At 65.0% G+C, this 20,956-nt stretch carries 18 protein-coding genes; 14 read left to right on the top strand and 4 right to left on the bottom strand.

Translation table 11 applies throughout. The features are described from left to right. Window positions 1–21 precede the first annotated feature (21 nt). Both LU688_RS22595 and gap read right to left on the bottom strand, forming a co-directional pair. Window positions 22–534: an RNA polymerase sigma factor gene (locus tag LU688_RS22595; RefSeq protein ID WP_023632569.1), complete on the bottom strand. Its 513-nt coding sequence runs from the start codon at window positions 532–534 to the stop codon at window positions 22–24. 140 nt (window positions 535–674) lie between these two features. Continuing rightward, window positions 675–1,676, bottom strand: a complete 1,002-nt coding sequence (gene gap, locus LU688_RS22590) for a type I glyceraldehyde-3-phosphate dehydrogenase (protein WP_038706743.1) — start codon at window positions 1,674–1,676, stop codon at window positions 675–677. 266 nt (window positions 1,677–1,942) lie between these two features. On the opposite strand from gap, the gene edd reads away from it, so the two are divergent. The 11 genes from edd to LU688_RS22535 all read left to right on the top strand — a co-directional run bounded on the left by edd (window position 1,943) and on the right by LU688_RS22535 (window position 15,100). Continuing rightward, window positions 1,943–3,769 (top strand): phosphogluconate dehydratase, encoded by a 1,827-nt coding sequence (gene edd / locus LU688_RS22585; protein ID WP_094011692.1) that lies wholly within the window; start codon window positions 1,943–1,945, stop codon window positions 3,767–3,769. Beyond that, window positions 3,766–4,722 carry a glucokinase gene (locus LU688_RS22580; protein ID WP_232887997.1) on the top strand — a complete coding sequence of 319 codons (957 nt, stop codon included), beginning with the start codon at window positions 3,766–3,768 and terminating at the stop codon, window positions 4,720–4,722. The genes edd and LU688_RS22580 overlap by 4 nt, the downstream gene beginning before the upstream one ends. A 96-nt stretch (window positions 4,723–4,818) precedes the next feature. Further along, a complete protein-coding gene (locus LU688_RS22575) occupies window positions 4,819–5,514 on the top strand; it encodes a response regulator (RefSeq protein ID WP_201754994.1) in 696 nt (231 codons plus the stop codon). Next, complete coding sequence (locus LU688_RS22570; protein ID WP_094011690.1) at window positions 5,498–6,952, top strand: ATP-binding protein; 1,455 nt, start codon at window positions 5,498–5,500, stop codon at window positions 6,950–6,952. The genes LU688_RS22575 and LU688_RS22570 overlap by 17 nt, the downstream gene beginning before the upstream one ends. 121 nt (window positions 6,953–7,073) lie before the next feature. After that, a complete protein-coding gene (locus LU688_RS22565; RefSeq protein ID WP_094011689.1) occupies window positions 7,074–8,291 on the top strand; it encodes a D-mannose isomerase in 1,218 nt (405 codons plus the stop codon). Window positions 8,292–8,406: 115 nt separating this feature from the next. Next, window positions 8,407–9,693, top strand: coding sequence for an ABC transporter substrate-binding protein (locus tag LU688_RS22560; RefSeq protein WP_094011688.1), 1,287 nt, complete (start codon window positions 8,407–8,409; stop codon window positions 9,691–9,693). 141 nt (window positions 9,694–9,834) lie between these two features. Further along, entirely contained in the window at window positions 9,835–10,743 is a 909-nt protein-coding gene (locus LU688_RS22555; RefSeq protein WP_023630395.1) for a carbohydrate ABC transporter permease, read from the top strand. Then, the gene (locus tag LU688_RS22550; RefSeq protein WP_023630394.1) at window positions 10,736–11,581 is read left to right on the top strand and encodes a carbohydrate ABC transporter permease; all 846 of its coding nucleotides are present in this window, start codon (window positions 10,736–10,738) and stop codon (window positions 11,579–11,581) included. The genes LU688_RS22555 and LU688_RS22550 overlap by 8 nt, the downstream gene beginning before the upstream one ends. A gap of 3 nt (window positions 11,582–11,584) precedes the next feature. Further along, window positions 11,585–12,739, top strand: coding sequence for an ABC transporter ATP-binding protein (locus LU688_RS22545; RefSeq protein ID WP_160290948.1), 1,155 nt, complete (start codon window positions 11,585–11,587; stop codon window positions 12,737–12,739). 13 nt (window positions 12,740–12,752) lie between these two features. Then, window positions 12,753–14,126, top strand: a complete 1,374-nt coding sequence (locus tag LU688_RS22540) for a carbohydrate porin (RefSeq protein ID WP_414057766.1) — start codon at window positions 12,753–12,755, stop codon at window positions 14,124–14,126. 119 nt (window positions 14,127–14,245) lie between these two features. Then, a complete protein-coding gene (locus LU688_RS22535) occupies window positions 14,246–15,100 on the top strand; it encodes a D-hexose-6-phosphate mutarotase (protein WP_038706736.1) in 855 nt (284 codons plus the stop codon). Here the strand turns inward: LU688_RS22535 and hexR are convergent. After that, window positions 15,093–15,956 carry a DNA-binding transcriptional regulator HexR gene (gene hexR / locus LU688_RS22530; RefSeq protein ID WP_232888004.1) on the bottom strand — a complete coding sequence of 288 codons (864 nt, stop codon included), beginning with the start codon at window positions 15,954–15,956 and terminating at the stop codon, window positions 15,093–15,095. The genes LU688_RS22535 and hexR overlap by 8 nt on opposite strands. 191 nt (window positions 15,957–16,147) lie before the next feature. Here hexR and zwf point away from each other — a divergent pair, with 191 nt between their 5' ends. Genes zwf through LU688_RS22515 form a run of 3 tightly spaced genes read left to right on the top strand, consistent with a single transcriptional unit; the run spans window position 16,148 to window position 19,009 of the window. Beyond that, the gene (gene zwf / locus LU688_RS22525; RefSeq protein ID WP_160290950.1) at window positions 16,148–17,617 is read left to right on the top strand and encodes a glucose-6-phosphate dehydrogenase; all 1,470 of its coding nucleotides are present in this window, start codon (window positions 16,148–16,150) and stop codon (window positions 17,615–17,617) included. Continuing rightward, a complete protein-coding gene (gene pgl / locus LU688_RS22520) occupies window positions 17,604–18,317 on the top strand; it encodes a 6-phosphogluconolactonase (RefSeq protein ID WP_160290951.1) in 714 nt (237 codons plus the stop codon). Before zwf ends, pgl begins: the two co-directional genes overlap by 14 nt. Window positions 18,318–18,334: 17 nt before the next feature. Continuing rightward, a complete protein-coding gene (locus LU688_RS22515; protein ID WP_046854326.1) occupies window positions 18,335–19,009 on the top strand; it encodes a bifunctional 4-hydroxy-2-oxoglutarate aldolase/2-dehydro-3-deoxy-phosphogluconate aldolase in 675 nt (224 codons plus the stop codon). A gap of 190 nt (window positions 19,010–19,199) precedes the next feature. Here the strand turns inward: LU688_RS22515 and leuA are convergent, their stop codons facing one another. Beyond that, window positions 19,200–20,873: a 2-isopropylmalate synthase gene (leuA, locus tag LU688_RS22510; RefSeq protein ID WP_023632519.1), complete on the bottom strand. Its 1,674-nt coding sequence runs from the start codon at window positions 20,871–20,873 to the stop codon at window positions 19,200–19,202. Window positions 20,874–20,956: the final 83 nt, after the last annotated feature.

Below are 20,956 nucleotides of genomic sequence, written 5' to 3'. Positions count from 1 at the left end.
GACCAGCGGCGAGCGGTCGCGTCACTGGTGACGATCGGCCACGCCCATGCAGATGGCCATGATCAGTTTCAGCTCCTTCTGCACGGTGCTGGCCGAGACGCTCAACTGCTCGGCGATTTCCAGGTAGCTGGCGCCGTGCAGGCGGCTGAGGATGAAGATGCGCTGCTGGCGTTCGCTCAACTGGCCGAGGCTGACGCTCAGGTGCTTGAGCAGTTGCTCGGCGTGGGCGGCATCCTCGCTGCTCGCGGCAGGGGCTGCGACGTTATGCAGGACCTGTTCGGGCACGTCGTCCACCAAGGTGCGCGCTTGCACCCGGCGCGTGCGCAGGTGGTCCAGGGCAAGGTTGCGGGCGGTCTGGAACACGAAGGGTTCCAGGTGCTCGATCGGGCGCTCGCCCAGGGCGCGGGTGACCCGCAGATAGGTTTCCTGCAGCAGGTCCTCGGCAGTGCTGGGGTTGCCCACCATGCGCTGCAGCGTGCGCAGCAGGGTGAGACGCTGGGTGAGGAACACTGAGTTGAACCGGGACTGACTCACGGGGGAACCTGGGCGTTTTTGGATTAATGATAATGCTTATCATCACCGACCAAGGTCAAGCATGGAAATGTCACGAATGAGTAAAGCTTGTGGCAGCAGCCCACTCCCACAAGACTTTACTCTGAAGACCTGACCCTGCCTTAACGCGCGTTGAACAATGCCAGGCAATTGTCCAGCATGCGGTTGGAGAAGCCCCACTCGTTGTCGTACCAGGCCAGCACCTTGAGCATCCGCCCGTTGGCGCGGGTGTGGTTGGCGTCGAAGATCGACGACAGCGGGTTGTGGTTGAAGTCGCACGACACCAGTGGCAGGGCGTTGTAGCCCAATACCCGGGAATGACGGCTGGCCTCGAGGAACAGCTGGTTGACTTCTTCGGCGCTGGTTTCGCGCTGCAGGTTGACGGTGAGGTCGACCAGCGACACGTTGATCACCGGCACCCGTACGGCCATTCCGGTGAGCTTGCCGGCCAGTTCCGGCAGCACCAGGCCCACGGCTTCGGCAGCGCCGGTCTTGCTCGGGATCATCGATTGGGTGGCCGAGCGGGCGCGATACGGATCGCTGTGGTAGACGTCGGTGAGGACCTGATCGTTGGTATAGGCGTGAATGGTGGTCATCAGGCCTTGCTCGATGCCGAACTCGCGGTGCAGCACCTGGGCAATCGGCGCCAGGCAGTTGGTGGTGCACGAGGCGTTGGAGATGATCTGGTGCGAGGCGCGCAGCACATCGTGGTTGACCCCGTAGACCACGGTGGCGTCGACACCCTTGGCCGGGGCGCTGACGATCACCTTGCCGGCCCCGGCGCTCAAGTGCGCCGCGGCCTTGGCGCGTTCGGTGAACAGCCCGGTGCATTCGAATACCACATCGATGGCCAAGGTTTTCCAGGGCAGCTCGGCAGGGTTGCGGATGGCGCTGACGGCGATACGGTCGCCATTGACGGTGAGGCTTTCGTGGTCGGCCTCGACAGTGGCGTCGAAGGTGCCGTGGACGCTGTCGTACTTGAGCAGGTGGGCATTCATCGCGCTGTCGCCCAGGTCGTTGATGGCGACGACCTGCAGGTCCTGGCGGTAGCCCTGCGTGTACAGTGCGCGCAGGACGTTGCGTCCGATGCGGCCGAATCCGTTGATGGCGATGCGTAGGGTCATGGTATTACCTCTGGCAGTCGGGTGAAGCCTGTGGCACAAAGGACAGCTTCACTGAAACGGTTTTGTTGTTGGAATTACAAGATTATTCACCGAGAGATAGAAAACAAGCCTTTTTGCTGGCAGTATTTTGTTTAAACATACAACGAGTGGTTGGGTTGTCCCCTTGTCGAGCGGTGCTGGCGCCTTTTCCTAGAGACTAGGTCGCAATCGTTTGGAGGGAAAATGCCCCAGTAAAGCCGCCCCACAGTTAGCCTGGAGTCCAGTACATGCATCCGCGCATCCTTGAGGTCACCGAACGGCTGATCGCCCGCAGCCGCCGTACCCGTGAACGCTACCTTGAGCTGATCCGTGGGGCGGCCAGTGACGGACCCATGCGCGCCCAGTTGCAGTGCGCCAACTTCGCCCATGGCGTGGCCGGCTGCGGTGGGGACGACAAGCAGACCCTGCGCCTGATGAACGCGGCCAACGTGGCCATCGTCTCGGCCTACAACGACATGCTCTCGGCGCACCAGCCGTACCAGCACTTCCCCGAACAGATCAAACAGGCGCTGCGTGAAGTCGGTTCGGTCGGCCAGTTCGCCGGCGGCGTGCCGGCCATGTGCGACGGCGTCACCCAGGGCGAGCCGGGCATGGAGCTGGCCATCGCCAGCCGCGAGGTGATCGCCATGTCCACCGCCATCGCCCTCTCGCACAACATGTTCGATGGCGCGCTGATGCTGGGCATCTGCGACAAGATCGTCCCCGGGCTGATGATGGGCGCCTTGCGTTTCGGCCACCTGCCGACGATCTTCGTGCCGGGCGGGCCGATGGTCTCGGGCATTTCCAACAAGGAAAAGGCCGATGTGCGCCAGCGCTACGCCGAGGGCAAGGCCACCCGCGAGCAACTGCTCGAATCGGAAATGAAGAGCTACCACGGCCCCGGTACCTGCACTTTCTACGGCACCGCCAACACCAACCAACTGGTGATGGAGGTCATGGGCCTGCACCTGCCGGGCGCCTCGTTCGTCAACCCCTACACGCCGCTGCGCGATGCCCTTACCGCCGAGGCCGCGCGCCAGGTCACGCGCATGACCAAGGCCAGTGGCAGCTTCATGCCCATTGGCGAGATCGTCGACGAAAAGGCCCTGGTCAACTCGATCGTCGCCCTGCACGCCACCGGCGGCTCGACCAACCACACCCTGCATATCCCGGCCATCGCCCAGGCCGCCGGCATCCAGCTGACCTGGCAGGACATGGCCGACCTGTCCGATGTGGTGCCGACGCTGTCCCACGTCTATCCCAACGGCAAGGCCGACATCAACCACTTCCAGGCCTCCGGCGGCATGGCCTTCCTCATTCGCGAGCTGCTCGACGCGGGCCTGCTGCACGAGGACGTCAACACCGTGGCCGGGCACGGCCTGCGCCGCTACACCCAGGAGCCGTTCCTCGAGGATGGCCGCCTGGTCTGGCGCGAGGGGCCGCGGCACAGCCTCGACGAAAGCATCCTGCGCCCGGTGGCGCGGCCGTTCTCCGCCGAGGGCGGGTTGCGGGTGATGGAAGGCAACCTTGGCCGTGGCGTGATGAAGGTTTCCGCCGTGGCGCCCGAGCACCGGGTGGTCGAGGCGCCTGCCCGGGTGTTCCATGACCAGCAGTCGCTGGCCGATGCGTTCAAGGCCGGCGAGCTGGAGCGGGACTTCGTCGCCGTGGTGCGTTTCCAGGGGCCGCGCTGCAACGGCATGCCCGAGCTGCACAAGCTGACGCCTTTCCTCGGCGTGCTGCAGGATCGCGGCTTCAAGGTGGCGCTGGTTACCGACGGGCGCATGTCCGGTGCTTCGGGCAAGATCCCGGCGGCCATCCACGTCTGCCCGGAGGCTTTTGATGGTGGCCCGCTGGCGCGGGTGCGCGATGGTGATATCGTGCGCGTCGATGGTGCCGAAGGCACGCTGCGGATCATGGTCTCGGCCGAGGAACTGGCCGGCCGTGAACTGCCAGCGCCACCCAAGGGTAACGACCTGGGCTGCGGGCGTGAGCTGTTCGGCTTCATGCGTGTGGCGTTCAGTTCCGCCGAGCAAGGCGCGAGCGCCTTCACCTCGGCTCTGGAGAACCTCGAATGAAGGCCTTGCTGGTCGGCGACATCGGTGGCACCAACGCGCGTTTCGCCGTGTGGCGCGACAATGAACTGCAGGCGGTCCAGGTGCTGGCCACCGCCGACTACACCAGCCCCGAACAGGCCATCGAGGCCTACCTGGCCGACCAGGGTATCGCCCGTGGCGGCCTGGCGGCGGTGTGCCTGGCGGTGGCAGGCCCCGTGGACGGCGACGAGTTCCGCTTTACCAACAACCACTGGCGCCTGAGCCGCAGTGCGTTCTGCCAGACGCTGCAGGTCGATCGCCTGTTATTGATCAACGACTTTTCCGCGATGGCGCTGGGCATGACCCGCCTGCGCGCAGGCGAATTTCGTGAAGTCTGCGCAGGTCTCGCCGATCCATCGCGCCCGGCGCTGGTGATCGGCCCCGGCACCGGCCTGGGCGTGGGCAGCCTGCTGCGCCACGGTGAGCATTGGCTGGCACTGCCGGGGGAGGGCGGGCATGTCGACCTGCCGGTGGGCAATGCCCGTGAGGCGGCGATCCACCAGGAAATCCATCGGCAGATCGGCCATGTCAGTGCCGAGACCGTGCTCAGTGGCGGTGGGCTGGTGCGCCTGTACCAGGCCATTTGTGCGCTCGATGGTGCTGCGCCGACGCACAAGACCCCGGCGCAGATCACCGACGCGGCGCTGGCCAACGAGCCACGGGCGCTGGCGGTGGTCGAGCAGTTCTGCCGGTTCCTCGGCCGGGTGGCGGGCAACAATGTGCTCACCCTCGGGGCGCGGGGTGGCGTCTACATTGTCGGTGGCGTGATTCCCCGTTTCGCCGAATTGTTCCTGCGCAGCGGCTTTGCCGCGAGCTTCGCCGACAAGGGCTGCATGAGCGGGTATTTCACCGGGGTGCCGGTGTGGCTGGTGACGGCGGAGTTTTCCGGGTTGCTGGGGGCCGGAGTGGCTTTGCAGCAAGCGCTGGACCTCTAACCGACGGAGCCGCACTGCGGCCCCCCACAGCAGGCATCAAGATCTGCGTTTACAAAAGGACTGACCATTGTGACCACTGCCGGCAAATCGATCCTGATGGTCGACGACGACCAGGACATCCGCGAACTGCTGCAGACCTACCTCGCCCGCTGCGGCCTGCAGGTGCACGCCGAACCTGACGGCCAGGGCTTTCGCCGCGCCCTGGACGCCAACTCCTACGACCTGGTGATCCTCGACGTGATGCTGCCCGACGAAGACGGCTTCAGCCTGTGTCGCTGGGTTCGCCAGCACCCGCGCCAGGCGCGGGTGCCGATCATCATGCTTACCGCCAGTTCCGATGAAGCCGACCGGGTCATCGGCCTGGAGCTGGGCGCCGATGACTACCTCGGCAAACCCTTCAGCCCGCGTGAGTTGCAGGCGCGGATCAAGGCCTTGTTGCGTCGTGCCGATTTCGGCCAGGCGGCGCCGGCCAGTGCGGTGCTGGCCTTCGATGACTGGCGCCTCGACACGATCAGCCACCGTCTGTTCCACCGCGACGGCGAAGAGGTGATCCTCTCCGGCGCCGACTTCGCCCTGCTCAAGCTGTTTCTCGATCACCCGCAGCAGATCCTCGACCGCGACACCATCGGCAACGCCACCCGTGGTCGCGAGCCGATGCCGCTGGACCGTATCGTCGACATGGCGGTCAGCCGCCTGCGCCAGCGCCTGCGCGACACGGAAAAACCACCCCGGCTGATCCGTACCGTGCGCGGCAGCGGCTACCTGCTGGCGGCCAATGTCTGCCCGGCCTGACGAGCGTCGCTGGCGCCTGCTGCCGCGCTCGCTGCTGGGGCGCATGCTGCTGCTTACCTTGCTGGTAGTGTTGCTGGCCCAGGGCCTGTCCAGCGTGATCTGGGTCGCGCAATTGCGCGCCAGCCAGCTGCAGGGCTTGCGCGCCAGCGCCAGCAGCCTCGCGCATTCGATGAGTGCCAGTGTCAGCTACTTCCGTTCGCTGCCGGTGGCCTACCGGCCCATGGTGCTGGACCAGTTGCGCAGCATGGGTGGCACGCGCTTCTTCGTCTCGCTCAACGTCAAGCCGCTGGAAATGCCGGTGTTGCCGATCACCCCGCGCAAGCAGGCGGTGATCGACGTTTTTCAAGAGGTGCTGCACGAGCGCCTTGGCCAGCAGATGGAGATCTCCGTTGAGTTCGTCAGCCCTGACGATCTGCGCATCTTCAACAGCGGCCTGAAACTCGATGAGCTGCCCCGCTCCTGGGCGCACTATTCGCTCACCCTCGAGCCGCTCAACCCGCCGGTACTGGTGACCCAGCTCCGCCTCGGCGAGGGCGAGTGGCTGTACATCGCCTCGCTGTTGCCTGAGCCCTACACCAGCCTCGAGGCCGAACGCCTGCCGCGTCAGCAGATCGGTTTCATTGCCCTGACTACCGTGCTGTTGTTGCTGTTCATCGGCCTGCTGGTGCACTGGCAGAGCCGGCCGCTCAAACGCCTGGCACGGGCGGCGCGGGAAATGTCGCTGGGTGCCGACGTGGCCCCAGTGGCCGAGGGCGGCGGTAGCGAGGTGGTCGAGGTGGGGCGGGCGTTCAACAACATGCGCGAGCGGATCAGCCGCTACCTGACCGAGCGTTCCCAGCTGTTCAGCGCCATTTCCCACGACCTGCGCACACCGATCACGCGCCTGCGCCTGCGGGTGGAGCTGCTTGAGGACGAGAAGCTGCAGGCCAAGTTCAGCCGCGACCTCGATGAGCTGGAGCTGCTGGTCAAGGGCGCCCTGCAATGCGTGAAGGACACCGATATCCACGAGAACATCGAGCCGATCGATCTCAACCAGGTACTGGAGATGCTGGCCGAGCCTTATCTCGGCGATGGGCGCATCACCGTGGAGGGGCAGGCATTGGCACCGTACCCCGGAAAATCGCTGGCCTTGCGCCGCTGCATCGGCAACCTGATTGACAACGCCATCAAGTACGGCGAGCGCGCGCAGCTGCGCATCATCGATACCGCCGAGAGCTTCGTGCTGCAGGTGGACGACCAGGGGCCGGGGGTGCCCGAACAGCGCCTGGAGCAAGTGTTCGAGCCGCACTTCCGCCTCGCCGGGCAGCAGCAGGGGTATGGGCTGGGGCTGGGCATCGCGCGCAACATCGCCCATAGCCATGGCGGCGAGGTGAGCCTGTTGAACCTGCGCGAAGGTGGGTTGCGGGTGACCTTGTACCTGCCGCGTTCAGCCGAATGAGCCCTTGCTACGCGATAAGCGCTTCGATGTAACGATGTGGTGACAATCGAGCCGGGCTTCGTGACATGCCAGCCAGGACCGCTGGCTAGAATCGGCTGACAACAACAAGGAAGGTGCACCCATGGCCATCAGCTGGCTTGACTCCCCGACACACCATGCCTGGCTCGACGCCGAGGCCCTGCGCCTGCTCGCCTTCGCCAGGACTTCGCGCCTGCCCCAGGGGTTCGGCAACCTCGATGACGAAGGCCGCCTGCCCCGTTGCGCCCTGGCCGAGACCATGAACACCGCGCGCATGACCCACAGCTTTGCCCTGGCGCATATCCAGGGCGTTCCGGGTTGCCGCGAACTGGTCGGGCATGGTGTCGAGGCCCTGCAAGGCCCGTTGCGCGACAAGGAGCATGACGGTTGGTACGCGCAGCCTGAAGGTCATGGCGACACCGGCAAGGCCGCCTACCTGCACGCCTTCGTCGCCCTCGCCGCCAGCTCGGCGGTGGTGGCGGGCATCAGCCAGGCGTCGGCGTTGCTGGAGGCGGTGACCCAGGTCATCGAGCAGCGCTTCTGGTGCGAAGAGGAGGGCGCCCTGCGCGAGTCGTTCTCCCGCGACTGGCTGCACGCGGAGGCCTACCGGGGCGCCAACAGCAACATGCACGGCGTCGAAGCCTTCCTCTCCCTGGCCGACGTGACCGGCGACACGCAGTGGTTGCTGCGCGCCCAACGGATCGTCGAGCGCTTGATCCTGACCCGCGCCGCTGCCGACGGCATGCGCGTCACGGAACATTTCGATGCGCAGTGGCAGGCGCTCCCCGACTACAACCGCGAAAACCCCGTCGATGGCTTCCGTCCTTACGGGACCACGCCCGGCCACGCCTTCGAATGGGCGCGCCTGGTACTGCACCTGGAGGCGGCCCTGCAAAGGGCGCAACTGCCTGCGCCCGAGTCCTTGCTGCCCGCCGCCCGGGGCCTGTTCGACAGCGCCTGTCGCCACGCCTGGCAGGCAGATGGCGCGCCGGGGCTGGTCTACACCCTGGACTGGCACAACCGCCCGGTGGTGCGCGAGCGCCTGCACTGGGTGCATGCCGAGGCCTGTGCCACTGCCGCGGCGCTGTTGCGACGTACCGGTGAAGCCCAGTACGAACACTGGTACCGCTGCTTCTGGGACTTCATCGCCAGTCACTTCATCGACTGCGCCCACGGCAGCTGGCACCACGAACTCGACCCGGCGCTGCTGCCCAGTGCGCGCATCTGGGGCGGCAAGCCCGACCTCTACCACGCCTACCAGGCCTTGCTGCTGCCACGCCTGCCGCTGGCGCCGAGCCTGGCCACGGCGCTGGCTTTGTAACCAGACGATGACATTCGCGCATCCGTTCGTTACCTGGCGCCGGGCGCGACCTCCCTACACTCCATGCCATGCAAGCGACAGTCTTGCCTCGCATAACAACAAGAAAGGTAATCCCATGCATCCGACGCTTCGTCTCGCCGCCGCGATCTCCTTCGCCTCCCTGTTCTCCCTCAGTGCCCAGGCCGCCGACTCCAAAGGCAGCGTGGAAGTCGTCCATTGGTGGACCTCCGGCGGCGAGAAGGCCGCAGTCGACGTGCTCAAGGCGCAGGTCGAGAAGGACGGCTTCACCTGGAAGGACGGCGCCGTGGCTGGCGGCGGTGGCGCCACCGCCATGACCGTGCTCAAGAGCCGCGCCGTGGCTGGCAACCCGCCCGGGGTCGCGCAGATCAAGGGCCCGGATATTCAGGATTGGGCCGCCACCGGGTTGCTTGATCCCGACGTGCTCAAGGACGTGGCCAAGGACGAGAAGTGGGACGGCCTGCTCGACAAGAAAGTCGCCGACACCGTCAAGTACGACGGCGACTACGTGGCCGTGCCGGTGAACATCCACCGCATCAACTGGCTGTGGATCAATCCGGAAGTGTTCAAGAAGGCCGGTATCGACAAGGCCCCGACCACCCTTGAGGAGTTCTACGCCGCCGGTGACAAACTCAAGGCCGCCGGCTTCATCCCGCTGGCTCATGGTGGCCAACCCTGGCAGGACAGCACCGTATTCGAGAGCGTGGTGCTCTCGGTGATGGGCGTCGAGGGCTACAAGAAGGCCCTGGTCGAGCTGGATGAAAAGGCCCTGACCGGCCCCGAGATGGTCAAGGCGCTCACCGAGCTCAAGAAGGTCGCCACCTACATGGACCCGGACGGCAAGGGCCAGGACTGGAACCTTGAAGCGGCCAAGGTCATCAACGGCAAGGCCGGCATGCAGATCATGGGCGACTGGGCCAAGAGCGAATGGACCCTGGCGAAGAAGACCGCCGGCAAGGACTACCAGTGCGTGGCCTTCCCGGGCACCGACAAGGCCTTCCTCTACAACATCGACTCGCTGGTGGTATTCAAGCAGAAGGACAAGGGTACCGCTGCAGGCCAGCAGGACATCGCCCGCAAGGTCCTGGGCGAGGACTTCCAGAAGGTCTTCAGCATCAACAAGGGCTCGATCCCGGTGCGTAACGACATGCTCGCCGACATGGGCAAGTACGGCTTCGACAGCTGTGCCCAGACGGCGGCCAAGGACTTCCTGGCCGACGCCAAGTCCGGCGGCCTGCAACCGAGCATGGCGCACAACATGGCCACCACCCTGGCGGTACAAGGGGCATTCTTCGATGTGGTGACCAACTACATCAACGATCCCAAGGCCGATCCGGCCGACGCGGCGAAGAAGCTGGCCGCAGCCGTCAACGCCGCCAAGTAAGGATCTGACGGCCCTATCGCCGGCAAGCCGCGGCGGCGAACCGCGGCTCCCACAGGTACAGCGGAGCACACCTGTACCTGTGGGAGCTGGCTTGCCAGCGATGAGGCCCGCGCAGGCAATCTCGCATCGGGAACCCAGATCATGACTACAGCAACCGCCCGCCTGCGGGCCTCACCCCTGGACGCGCTGCAGCGTTGGCTGCCGAAACTGGTGCTGGCGCCAAGCATGTTCATCGTCCTGGTGGGCTTCTACGGCTACATCCTGTGGACCTTCGTCCTCTCGTTCACCACCTCGACCTTCCTGCCCACCTACAAGTGGGCAGGCCTGGCGCAGTACGCCCGGCTGTTCGACAACGACCGCTGGTGGGTGGCGAGCAAGAACCTGCTGCTGTTCGGCGGGTTGTTCATCGGCATCACCCTGGCCATCGGCGTGTTCCTTGCCGTGCTGCTCGACCAGCGCATCCGCCGCGAAGGCTTCATCCGCACCATCTACCTGTACCCCATGGCGCTGTCGATGATCGTCACCGGTACCGCCTGGAAGTGGCTGCTCAACCCCGGCATGGGCCTGGACAAGCTGCTGCGTGACTGGGGCTGGGAAGGCTTTCGCCTGGACTGGCTGATCGACCCCGACCGGGTGGTCTATTGCCTGGTGATCGCTGCCGTGTGGCAAGCCTCGGGCTTCATCATGGCGATGTTCCTCGCTGGCCTGCGCGGCGTCGACCAGTCGATCATCCGCGCCGCGCAGCTCGATGGCGCCAGCCTGCCGCGCATCTACTGGACCGTGGTTCTGCCCAGCCTGCGCCCGGTGTTCTTCAGTTCGCTGATGATCCTCGCGCACATCGCGATCAAGAGCTTCGACCTGGTGGCGGCGATGACTGCGGGCGGGCCGGGCTACTCCTCGGACCTGCCAGCGATGTTCATGTACTCGTTCACCTTCAGCCGTGGGCAGATGGGCATGGGCTCGGCCAGCGCCATCCTCATGCTGGGCGCGATCCTGGCGATCATCGTCCCCTACCTGTACTCCGAACTACGGGGCAAACGCCATGACTAGTCCTGTCGACAAACCCGCGCTGAACCTCAGCCGCATCGCCATCCATGCGGTGCTGCTGCTGGCGGTGCTGCTGTACCTGGTGCCGCTGGTGGTCATGCTGCTGACCAGCTTCAAGACCCCCGAGGACATCGGCAGCGGCAACCTGCTGAGCTGGCCGGCGGCGTTCACCGGCATCGGCTGGGCCAAGGCCTGGGCCACGGTCAACGGCTACTTCCTCAACTCGATCCTGATCACCGTGCCGGCGGTGCTGATCTCCACGGCGATCGGCGCGCTCAACGGCTATGTGCTGTCGATGTGGCGCTTCCGTGGCTCGCAGCTGTTCTTCGGCCTGCTGCTGTTCGGCTGCTTCCTGCCGTTCCAGACCGTGCTGCTGCCGGCCTCGTTCACCCTCGGCAAGCTGGGCCTGGCCAGCACCACCAGCGGCCTAGTGCTGGTGCATGTGGTGTACGGCCTGGCCTTCACCACATTGTTCTTCCGCAACTACTACGTGAGCATCCCCGAGGCGCTGGTCAAGGCCGCACGCCTGGACGGCGCCGGGTTCTTCACCATCTTCGGGCGGATCATCCTGCCGATGTCGACGCCGATCATCATGGTCTGCCTGATCTGGCAGTTTACCCAGATCTGGAACGACTTCCTGTTCGGCGTGGTGTTCTCCAGCGGCGACTCGCAACCGATCACCGTGGCCCTGAACAACCTGGTCAATACCAGCACCGGGGCCAAGGAATACAACGTCGACATGGCCGCGGCGATGATCGCCGGGCTGCCGACGCTGCTGGTCTACGTGATTGCGGGCAAGTATTTCGTGCGCGGGCTGACCGCCGGCGCGGTCAAGGGGTAAGTCATGGCAACACTCGAACTTCGCAATGTGCACAAGACCTATGGCGCTGGCCTGCCGGACACGCTCAAGGATATCCAGCTGGCGATCAAGGACGGCGAGTTCCTGATCCTGGTCGGGCCCTCGGGCTGCGGCAAGTCGACGCTGATGAACTGCATCGCCGGCCTGGAAAGCATCAGCGGCGGGGCGATCCTCATCGACGACGAGGATGTCAGCGGCATGAGCCCCAAGGATCGCGACATCGCCATGGTGTTCCAGTCCTACGCGCTGTACCCGACCATGAACGTGCGCGACAACATCGCCTTTGGCCTGAAGATCCGCAAGATGTCCCAGGCCGCCATCGACGAGGAGGTGGCGCGGGTCGCCAAGCTGCTGCAGATCGAGCACCTGCTGGGGCGCAAGCCCGGGCAGTTGTCCGGCGGCCAGCAGCAGCGCGTGGCCATGGGCCGGGCGCTGGCGCGGCGGCCGAAGATCTACCTGTTCGACGAACCGCTGTCGAATCTCGACGCCAAGCTGCGGGTAGAGATGCGCACCGAGATCAAGCTGATGCACCAGCGCCTGAAGACCACCACGGTGTATGTCACCCATGACCAGATCGAGGCCATGACCCTGGGCGACAAGGTGGCGGTGATGAAGGACGGCATCATCCAGCAGTTCGGCACCCCGCAGCAGATCTACAACGACCCGGCCAACCTGTTCGTCGCCAGCTTCATCGGCTCGCCGCCGATGAACTTCATCCCTGTGCGCCTGATGAAGCAGGACGGCCGGGTGCTGGCACTGCTCGACAGCGGCCAGGCGCGCTGCGAGCTGCCGCTGGGCGTGGCGGCGGACGAGCTGGAGGGGCGCGAGATCATTCTCGGCGTGCGCCCTGAACAAATCTCGCTGGGCGCCGCGGAGGGCAACGGCATGCCCGCGATCCGCGCCGAAGTACAGGTCACCGAGCCCACTGGCCCGGATCTGCTGGTGTTCGTCACCCTCAACCAGACCAAGGTCTGCTGCCGCCTGGCGCCGGATGTGACGTGCCGGGTGGGCGACAGCCTCAACCTGCAGTTCGACCCGGCGCGGGTGTTGCTGTTCGACGCCGGCAGCGGCGAGCGCCTCGACCTCGCCGCCAGTGGCACTGCCATCAAGGACAACGTGACTCGCTTCAAAGGCCGTTGAATCGTCTAGAACAATGCATAACAAGAAAAGAGGACGCAAAGGGATGGAACATCGCAATCGCATCAAGACCTTGGGATCGCTCGCCTTGCTGGCGGTGGTCGGCAGCAGCGGGGCCCAGGCCGCCGAGGCTTTCTCGTCGGAATCGAAATGGATGACCGGCGACTGGGGCGGCACCCGCACCGAGCTGCTGGAGAAGGGCTACGACTTCACCCTCGACTACGTTGGCGAAGTGGCCGGCAACCTGCACGGTGGCTACAACGACGACAAGACCGCGCGCTACAGCGACCAGTTCGCCCTGGGCGCGCACCTGGACCTGGAGAAGATCTTCGGCTGGAAGGACACCGAGTTCAAGCTGGCGATCACCGAGCGCAGCGGCCGCAACCTGTCCAACGACCGCATCAGCGACCCGCGTGCCGGGCAGTTCAGCTCGGTGCAGGAGGTCTGGGGGCGCGGCCAGACCTGGCGCCTGACGCAGATGTGGGTCAAGCAGAAATACTTCGACGGCGCGCTGGACGTGAAATTCGGCCGCTTCGGCGAGGGCGAGGACTTCAACAGCTTCCCCTGCGACTTCCAGAACCTGGCTTTCTGCGGCTCGCAGGTGGGCAACTGGGTCGGCGGCATCTGGTACAACTGGCCGGTCAGCCAGTGGGCGCTGCGGGTCAAGTACAACTTCACCCCGGAATTCTTCGTCCAGGTCGGTGCCTACGAGCAGAACCCGTCGAACCTGGAGACCGGCAACGGCTTCAAGCTCAGCGGCAGTGGCACCAAGGGCGCGATCCTGCCGGTGGAGGCGGTGTGGTCGCCGAAGGTCAACGGCCTGCCGGGCGAGTACCGCCTGGGCTACTACTACAGCACTGCCAAGGCCGACGACGTGTACGACGACATCAACGGCAACCCGCAGGCGCTGACCGGCGCGGCGTTCAAGTCGCACTCCAGCAAGCACGGCTGGTGGGTGGTGGCGCAGCAGCAGGTCACCGCCCATGCTGGCGACGTCAACCGCGGCCTGAGCCTGTTCGCCAACTTCACCGTGCATGACAAGGCCACCAACGTGGTCGACAACTACCAGCAGGTCGGCATGGTCTATAAAGGCGCCTTTGACGCCCGGCCCAAGGACGATATCGGCTTTGGCATCGCCCGTATCCACGTCAACGACGATGTGAAAAAGCGCGCCGAGCTGCTCAATGCCCAGTCCGGCATCAATGACTACGACAACCCAGGCTTTGCACCGCTGCAGCGCACCGAATACAACGCCGAGCTCTACTATGGCTTCCACGTCACCAACTGGCTGACCGTGCGCCCGAACCTGCAGTACATCAAGAGCCCGGGCGGTGTGGATGAAGTGGACAACGCGCTGGTCGCGGGATTGAAGATTCAGTCGTCATTCTGAGAAAAATTGTTGTAAATTTACGCCATCCATTTCGGCCTCCCGCTAACCACTGGTCTGCAGTGGTTAACGGGCACAGGCTGAGACAGCGCTATCTCGAACAACAAAAGAGCTTGGAAACCATGCCTGAACATCCGCTACATCGCTTCTTCACCTCGCAACGGCCGAGGCCGACCTTCGAGTGGGAGCGTTACCAGCAGCGCGATGTGCTGATCATCGACCACCCTCGCTGCCAGGCGGTGTTCAGCCGCCAGGGCGGGCAGCTCCTGCACTTTCAACCCGCCGGTGAGAAACCCTGGTTGTGGTGCGCCGAGCAGTGGCCGCAGGTGGGGGCCATCCGTGGTGGCGTGCCGGTGTGCTGGCCCTGGTATGGCCGCCATCCCAGCGAGGACCTGTGGCCGGCCCATGGCTGGGCGCGCCTGCTGGACTGGAAGCTGGTGGACAGCCGCGAGGACGAGGAAGGGGTGACCCTGAAATGGCGCCTGGACCTGTGCGACTGGCAGGTCGACCTGCATGCCCGGCTCGGGGCGAGCATGGAGCTGAGCCTGAGCACCGAGCACCAGGACAGCGAACCGTGCCAGCTGAGCCATGCGCTGCTGGCCTACTGGCGGATCAGCGACGTGTCGAAGATAGCGCTATCCGGGCTGGAGGACATCGACGGCTACGACCGCCTCAATCGCCAGGCCTGCCGCGAAGATGGCGCGCTGACCCTCAAGGGCGGTTGCCAGCGGGTCTATCCCGGCACGCCGCGGGTGCAGCTGCAGGACCCGGCTTGGCAGCGCGAACTGTGCATCGATACCGGCGACAGTGACGACACCGTGGTCTGGCACCCTGGCAATCGGCCCTTGATGGGCGTGAGCGGGCGGGAGTGCCAAGGCTTCGTCTGCGTGGAGGCGGCCAGCGGCAGTGACGAGGGCCTGAGCCTGGCGCCGGGCGAGCGGGCGCACCTGCGTTTGCAGGCGCACCGGCTCAGTTGAGGTCGTCGTCCTCGATCGGGTAGCGGCTGGCATTGAGGCTTTCCTTGATCTTGCGCAGGTGTGGCTGGAAGTCCACGCCGCGGCGCAAGGTCATGCCGGTGGCGAGCACGTCGAGCACGGTGAGCTGGATGATCCGCGAGGTCATCGGCATGTAGATGTCGGTGTCTTCCGGCAGCGGGATATGCAGGCTCAGGCTGCAAGCCTGGGCAAGGGGCGAGCCGGCGGCGGTGAGGCCGAGCACCGAGGCGCCGTTTTCCCGCGCCAGGCGCGCCACTTCGACCAGTTCGCGGGTGCGCCCGGTGTAGGAAATGATCACGAACAGGTCGCCGGTGTGGGCCACCGAAGCCAGCATGCGCTGCATCAGCACATCGGCGTGGGCCGACACGGCGAGGTTGAAACGGAAGAACTTGTGCTGCGCATCGAGGGCCACCGGGGCCGAGGCGCCGAGGCCGAAGAAGTGGATCTGCCGGGCCTGAATCATCATGTCCACGGCGCGGCTGACCTGCTGCGGTTCGAGCGCCTGGCAGGCGCTGTCGAGCGAGGCAATGGCACTGCCGAAGATCTTCTGGGTGTAGGCGGCCGGATCGTCGTCGGCCTCCACCGCACGGCTGACATAGGCGGCGCCGCTGGCCAGGCTCTGCGCCAGTTGCAGCTTGAGTTCGGGGTAGCCGCTGACGCCGAACGAGCGGCAGAAGCGGTTGACCGTCGGTTCGCTGACACTGGCTGCCTGGGCCAGGGCGGCGATGCTGAAGCGGGTGGCTTGTTGCGGGTTGAGCAGGATGACTTCGGCGACCTTGCGTTCGGCCTTGTTCAACTCGTCGAGGCGGCCCTGGATCTGTTCCAGGAGGTTTCGCACGCGGTCCATGGTGTGTCCTTGGGTCGGGAAGTAGGCTTTTTGCGCTGGTGTGTATCCTACTGTCGGTAAGATTGTCACACCACTTGTCTGTAATGGCTGTATTGGATGTTGTGGTTTTTACTACATTAACCCTTGAAAAGCAGGGTTGAAACCGGTATTCCTAGTCCAACATTTATAAAAGAACCAACATCATGGCCGCGATCAGTGTCGAACCCTGCACCTTCGCCCTCTTTGGCGCCCTAGGCGACCTGGCATTGCGCAAGCTGTTCCCCGCGCTCTACCAGCTCGACCGCGCCGATCTCCTGCACCCCGACACCCGCCTGCTGGCCCTGGCCCGCGAGCCGGGCAGTGTGCAGGAACACATGAACAACATCGAAGCCCATCTGCGCCGCCACGTGCCGGAGGCCGAGATCGATGCCGCTTCCCTGGGGCGCTTCCTCGCGCGCCTGAATTACCTGCACCTGGACTTCGTCGAGCCCGAGGGCTACCAGACCTTGGCCGAACAGGCACCGAGCGGGCAGCCGCTTATCGCCTACTTCGCCACGGCGGCGGCGGTCTACGGCGCGATCTGCGAGAACCTCGACAAGGCCGGCCTGGCATCGCGTACCCGGGTGGTGCTGGAAAAGCCCATCGGCCACGACCTGGAGTCGTCGCGCCGGGTCAACGACGCCGTGGCGCGGTTCTTCCCCGAGAGCCGGGTCTACCGTATCGACCACTACCTGGGCAAGGAGACGGTGCAGAACCTGATCGCCCTGCGCTTCGCCAACAGCCTGTTCGAAACCCAGTGGAACCAGAATTCCATCTCCCATGTGGAGATCACCGTCGCCGAGAAAGTCGGCATCGAGGGCCGCTGGGGCTACTTCGACAAGGCCGGCCAGCTGCGCGACATGATCCAGAACCACCTGTTGCAGCTGCTCTGCCTGATCGCCATGGACCCGCCCAGCGATCTCTCGGCCGACAGCATCCGCGACGAGAAGGTCAAGGTGCTCAAGGCCCTGGCACCGATCACCGGAGAAGGGCTGAGCACCCATGTGGTGCGTGGCCAGTACATCGCCGGTTTCAGTGACGGCAAGCCGGTGCCGGGTTACCTCGAAGAGGACAACGCCAACGCCCAGAGCGACACCGAGACCTTCGTCGCCCTGCGCGCCGATATCCGCAACTGGCGCTGGTCGGGCGTGCCGTTCTACCTGCGCACCGGCAAGCGCATGCCGCAGAAGCTGTCGCAGATCGTCATCCACTTCAAGGAAACCCCGCACTACATCTTCGCCCCGGAACAGCGTTTGCAAATCGGCAACAAGCTGATCATTCGCCTGCAGCCGGACGAGGGTATTTCGCTGCGGGTGATGACCAAGGAACAGGGCCTGGACAAGGGCATGCAACTGCGCAGCGGCCCGCTGCAGCTGAATTTCTCCGACACCTGGCGCAGCGCGCGGATCCCGGACGCCTACGAGCGGTTGCTGCTGGAAGTGATGCGCGGCAACCAGAACCTGTTCGTGCGCAAGGACGAGATCGAATACGCCTGGAAATGGTGCGACCAGCTGATCGCTGGCTGGAAGCACACCGGCGACGCGCCCAAGCCCTATGCGGCCGGTTCCTGGGGGCCGATGAGCTCGATTGCATTGATTACACGTGATGGGAGGGCCTGGTATGGCGATATCTGAACTGCAACTGCCGGCGACCGTGAAGGTTCATCAGCTGGCCGATCCGAAAACCCTGGCGGCGACCCAGGCCCATGATGTGGCTGAACGCCTGCGCCAGGCGATCACCAGCAAGGGGCAGGCCTGCCTGGTGCTGTCTGGCGGCCGTAGCCCGGTGCCGTTTCTCGAGAAGCTGGCCGGCGAGGCGCTGGACTGGACCCGGGTCACCGTGAGCCTGGCCGACGAGCGCTGGGTGCCGGTGGCGCACGACGACAGCAACGCCGGCCTGCTGGCTCGCCACCTGTTAAAGGGACCGGCGGCCAAGGCTCGTTTTATCGGGCTCTACCAGCCCGCAGCGACCCTCGAAGCCGCTGCCGAGCAGGCCGACCAGGTGCTGGCCGACCTGCCGCCGATCGATGTGCTGGTGCTGGGTATGGGCGACGATGGTCATACGGCCTCGCTGTTCCCGGCCAGCCCCAACCTGCGCCAGGGCCTGGCCAAGGTCGGTGAGCGCCGCTGCCTGCCGATGCTGGCACCCAGCGTGCCACACCAGCGCCTGAGCATGACCCGCGCACTGCTGGCCACTGCCGGCCTGACCCTGTTGTCGGTGCAGGGCGCGGGCAAGCTAGCCACCCTGCGCACCGCGCTGGCGGCCGAAGACCCAACCGAAATGCCGATTCGCGCCTTTCTTCACGACCCCCTGGACATCTACTGGTGCCCATGAGCCAAGGATCCATTGTCATGACCACCCTCGAACGCCCACAGCCTTTGCTCTCGATGGCCGACAAAGCCGCGCGGATCGACGCGATCTGTAACAAGGCGCGCATCCTGCCGGTAATCACCATCGCCCGTGAGGAAGACATCCTGCCCCTGGCCGATGCCCTGGCCGCCGGCGGCATCCGCACCCTGGAAGTGACCCTGCGCTCGCAACACGGCCTGAAGGCCATCCAGGTGCTGCGCGAGCAGCGCCCGGAGCTGTGCGTCGGCGCTGGCACCGTGCTCGACCGCGGCATGTTCGCGGCGGTCGAGGCGGCGGGGGCGCAGTTCGTCGTCACCCCGGGCATCACCCAGGATATTCTCGAGGCGGGTGTGGACAGCGACATTCCGCTGTTGCCGGGCATCAGCACGCCGTCGGAAATCATGATGGGCTACGCCCTGGGCTATCGCCGCTTCAAGCTGTTCCCCGCCGAGATCAGTGGCGGCGTGGCGGCCATCAAGGCGTTCGGCGGCCCGTTCGGCGACATTCGCTTCTGCCCCACTGGCGGGGTCAACCCGGCCAACGTGCGCAACTACATGGCCCTGCCCAATGTGATGTGTGTGGGCGGCACCTGGATGCTCGACAGCAGCTGGATCAAGAACGGCGACTGGGCGCGGATCGAGGCGTGCAGCGCCGAGGCGATGGCGTTGCTGGACTGACAGATTTCGTTGTGTGCTACACGGCTTGTGGGGCGCTTGGTCGGCGCCCCTTTTTTTCGCCTGCGATTTGGGTGCTGCCGGTTCCGGCTCTATCGCGGGGCAAGCCCGCTCCCACGAGCCCGCGATGGGCTCGGGAAAACCAACAAAAAAGCCCGCATCGAGGATGCGGGCTTTGGTTATCAGCGTTGGCTTACGCCGCTTTGGCCTGCTGCTGGCTCAGCGAGCGGTTCAGTGCGCTGAACAGTGCCTTGAAGCTGGCGGTGGTGATGTTCTCGTCGATGCCCACGCCGTGCACCGGACGCCCGCCGGCCACGCGCAGCTCGATATAGGCCGCGGCCTTGGCATTGGTGCCGGCGCCGATGGCGTGTTCGTTGTAATCCATGATCTCCACGGCGATCGGCAGGCCGGCCACCAGTGCTTCGAGGGCGCCGTTGCCCTTGCCGTGCCAGTGCAGGGTGGTTTCGCCTTCACCGGAGACTTCCACTTGCACGTGGCTGCTGCCGTTCTCTTCCTGCAGGCGGTGGCTGACCAGGGCATATGGCGCGTTGGCCTGGAGGTATTCCTTCTGCAGCAGTTTGTAGATCTGCTCGGCGGTCATTTCCAGGCCGAGACGGTCGGTTTCGCCCTGTACCACCTGGCTGAACTCGATCTGCATGCGGCGCGGCAGGCTGATGCCATATTCCTGCTCGAGCAGGTAGGTGATGCCGCCCTTGCCCGACTGGCTGTTGACGCGGATTACCGCCTCGTAGCTGCGGCCGATGTCGGCCGGGTCGATCGGCAGGTATGGCACTTCCCACAGCTCGCCGTCCTGCTGCTTGGCGAAGCCCTTGCGAATGGCGTCCTGGTGCGAGCCGGAGAACGCGGTGTGCACCAGGTCGCCGACGTACGGGTGACGTGGGTGCACCGGCAGCTGGTTGCACTCCTCGACGACCTTGCGCACGCCGTCGATATCGGAGAAGTCCAGCTGCGGGTCGATGCCCTGGGTGTAGAGGTTCAGTGCCAGGGTCACCAGGTCGACGTTGCCGGTACGCTCGCCGTTGCCGAACAGGCAGCCTTCGGCGCGGTCGGCGCCAGCCATCAGGCCCAGCTCGGTGGCGGCGATACCGGTGCCCCGGTCGTTGTGGGTATGCAGGCTGATGATCACGCTGTCGCGGCGGTTGACGTTACGGCAGAACCACTCGATCTGGTCGGCGTAGACGTTCGGCGTGGCGACTTCGACGGTGGCCGGCAGATTGAGGATGATCTTGTGCTCAGGGGTCGGGTTCCACACCTCGATCACCGCGTCGCACACCTCTTTGGCGAACTCCAGTTCGGTGGCGCTGAAGGTTTCGGGCGAGTACTGGAAGGTCCACTGGGTTTCAGGCTGCTGCGCCGCGTACTTGACGAACAGCTTGGCGGCGTTGACCGCGATGTCCTTGACGCCCTGCTTGTCCTGGTTGAAGACGATGCGGCGGAACGACGGGCAGGTGGCGTTGTACAGGTGAACGATGGCCTTCTTGGCGCCGCGCAGGGATTCGAAGGTACGCGCGATCAGGTCTTCACGGGCCTGGGTGAGCACCTGGATAGTGGTGTCGTCCGGGATGTGGCCGTCTTCGATCAGGGTGCGCACGAAGTCGAAGTCGGTCTGCGATGCGGACGGGAACGAGGCTTCGATTTCCTTTACGCCTACTTGTACCAAGGTCTTCCAGAAACGCAGCTTCTTCTCGGCATCCATCGGCTCGATCAGCGACTGGTTACCATCACGCAGGTCGGAACTGCACCAGATCGGCGCCTGGGTGATGGTCTTCGACGGCCAGGTACGGTCAGGCAGGTCGATGGTCGGGAAAGCGCGGTACTTCTTCGATGGATCTTTGAGCATGGTCATGGAAGCAATCCTTTTATGTGCGGCCGTGATCGGGCCTGCCGAACGTGTACGAGATGAAAAGGCGAGGCGACGCGATTCACCCT

Source organism: Pseudomonas soli (assembly GCF_021283165.2).
In the GTDB taxonomy this organism is placed as follows: domain Bacteria; phylum Pseudomonadota; class Gammaproteobacteria; order Pseudomonadales; family Pseudomonadaceae; genus Aquipseudomonas; species Aquipseudomonas soli.
The sequence above is the reverse complement of the archived record's forward strand: the minus strand, read 5'-3'. Positions and strand labels throughout refer to the sequence as shown.

Bases quoted from the DNA above. Each gene is read 5' to 3' on its own strand.
- leuA (WP_023632519.1), bottom strand. From the start codon at position 20,873: ATGACCATGCTCAAAGATCCATCGAAGAAGTACCGCGCTTTCCCGACC.
- pgl (WP_160290951.1), top strand. From the start codon at position 17,604: ATGGCGATATCTGAACTGCAACTGCCGGCGACCGTGAAGGTTCATCAG.
- LU688_RS22575 (WP_201754994.1), top strand. From the start codon at position 4,819: ATGGTCGACGACGACCAGGACATCCGCGAACTGCTGCAGACCTACCTC.
- LU688_RS22550 (WP_023630394.1), top strand. From the start codon at position 10,736: ATGACTAGTCCTGTCGACAAACCCGCGCTGAACCTCAGCCGCATCGCC.
- LU688_RS22535 (WP_038706736.1), top strand. From the start codon at position 14,246: ATGCCTGAACATCCGCTACATCGCTTCTTCACCTCGCAACGGCCGAGG.
- gap (WP_038706743.1), bottom strand. From the start codon at position 1,676: ATGACCCTACGCATCGCCATCAACGGATTCGGCCGCATCGGACGCAAC.
- LU688_RS22515 (WP_046854326.1), top strand. From the start codon at position 18,335: ATGACCACCCTCGAACGCCCACAGCCTTTGCTCTCGATGGCCGACAAA.
- LU688_RS22560 (WP_094011688.1), top strand. From the start codon at position 8,407: ATGCATCCGACGCTTCGTCTCGCCGCCGCGATCTCCTTCGCCTCCCTG.
- LU688_RS22565 (WP_094011689.1), top strand. From the start codon at position 7,074: ATGGCCATCAGCTGGCTTGACTCCCCGACACACCATGCCTGGCTCGAC.
- LU688_RS22570 (WP_094011690.1), top strand. From the start codon at position 5,498: ATGTCTGCCCGGCCTGACGAGCGTCGCTGGCGCCTGCTGCCGCGCTCG.
- LU688_RS22555 (WP_023630395.1), top strand. From the start codon at position 9,835: ATGACTACAGCAACCGCCCGCCTGCGGGCCTCACCCCTGGACGCGCTG.
- LU688_RS22540 (WP_414057766.1), top strand. From the start codon at position 12,753: ATGCATAACAAGAAAAGAGGACGCAAAGGGATGGAACATCGCAATCGC.
- LU688_RS22545 (WP_160290948.1), top strand. From the start codon at position 11,585: ATGGCAACACTCGAACTTCGCAATGTGCACAAGACCTATGGCGCTGGC.
- zwf (WP_160290950.1), top strand. From the start codon at position 16,148: ATGGCCGCGATCAGTGTCGAACCCTGCACCTTCGCCCTCTTTGGCGCC.
- LU688_RS22580 (WP_232887997.1), top strand. From the start codon at position 3,766: ATGAAGGCCTTGCTGGTCGGCGACATCGGTGGCACCAACGCGCGTTTC.
- edd (WP_094011692.1), top strand. From the start codon at position 1,943: ATGCATCCGCGCATCCTTGAGGTCACCGAACGGCTGATCGCCCGCAGC.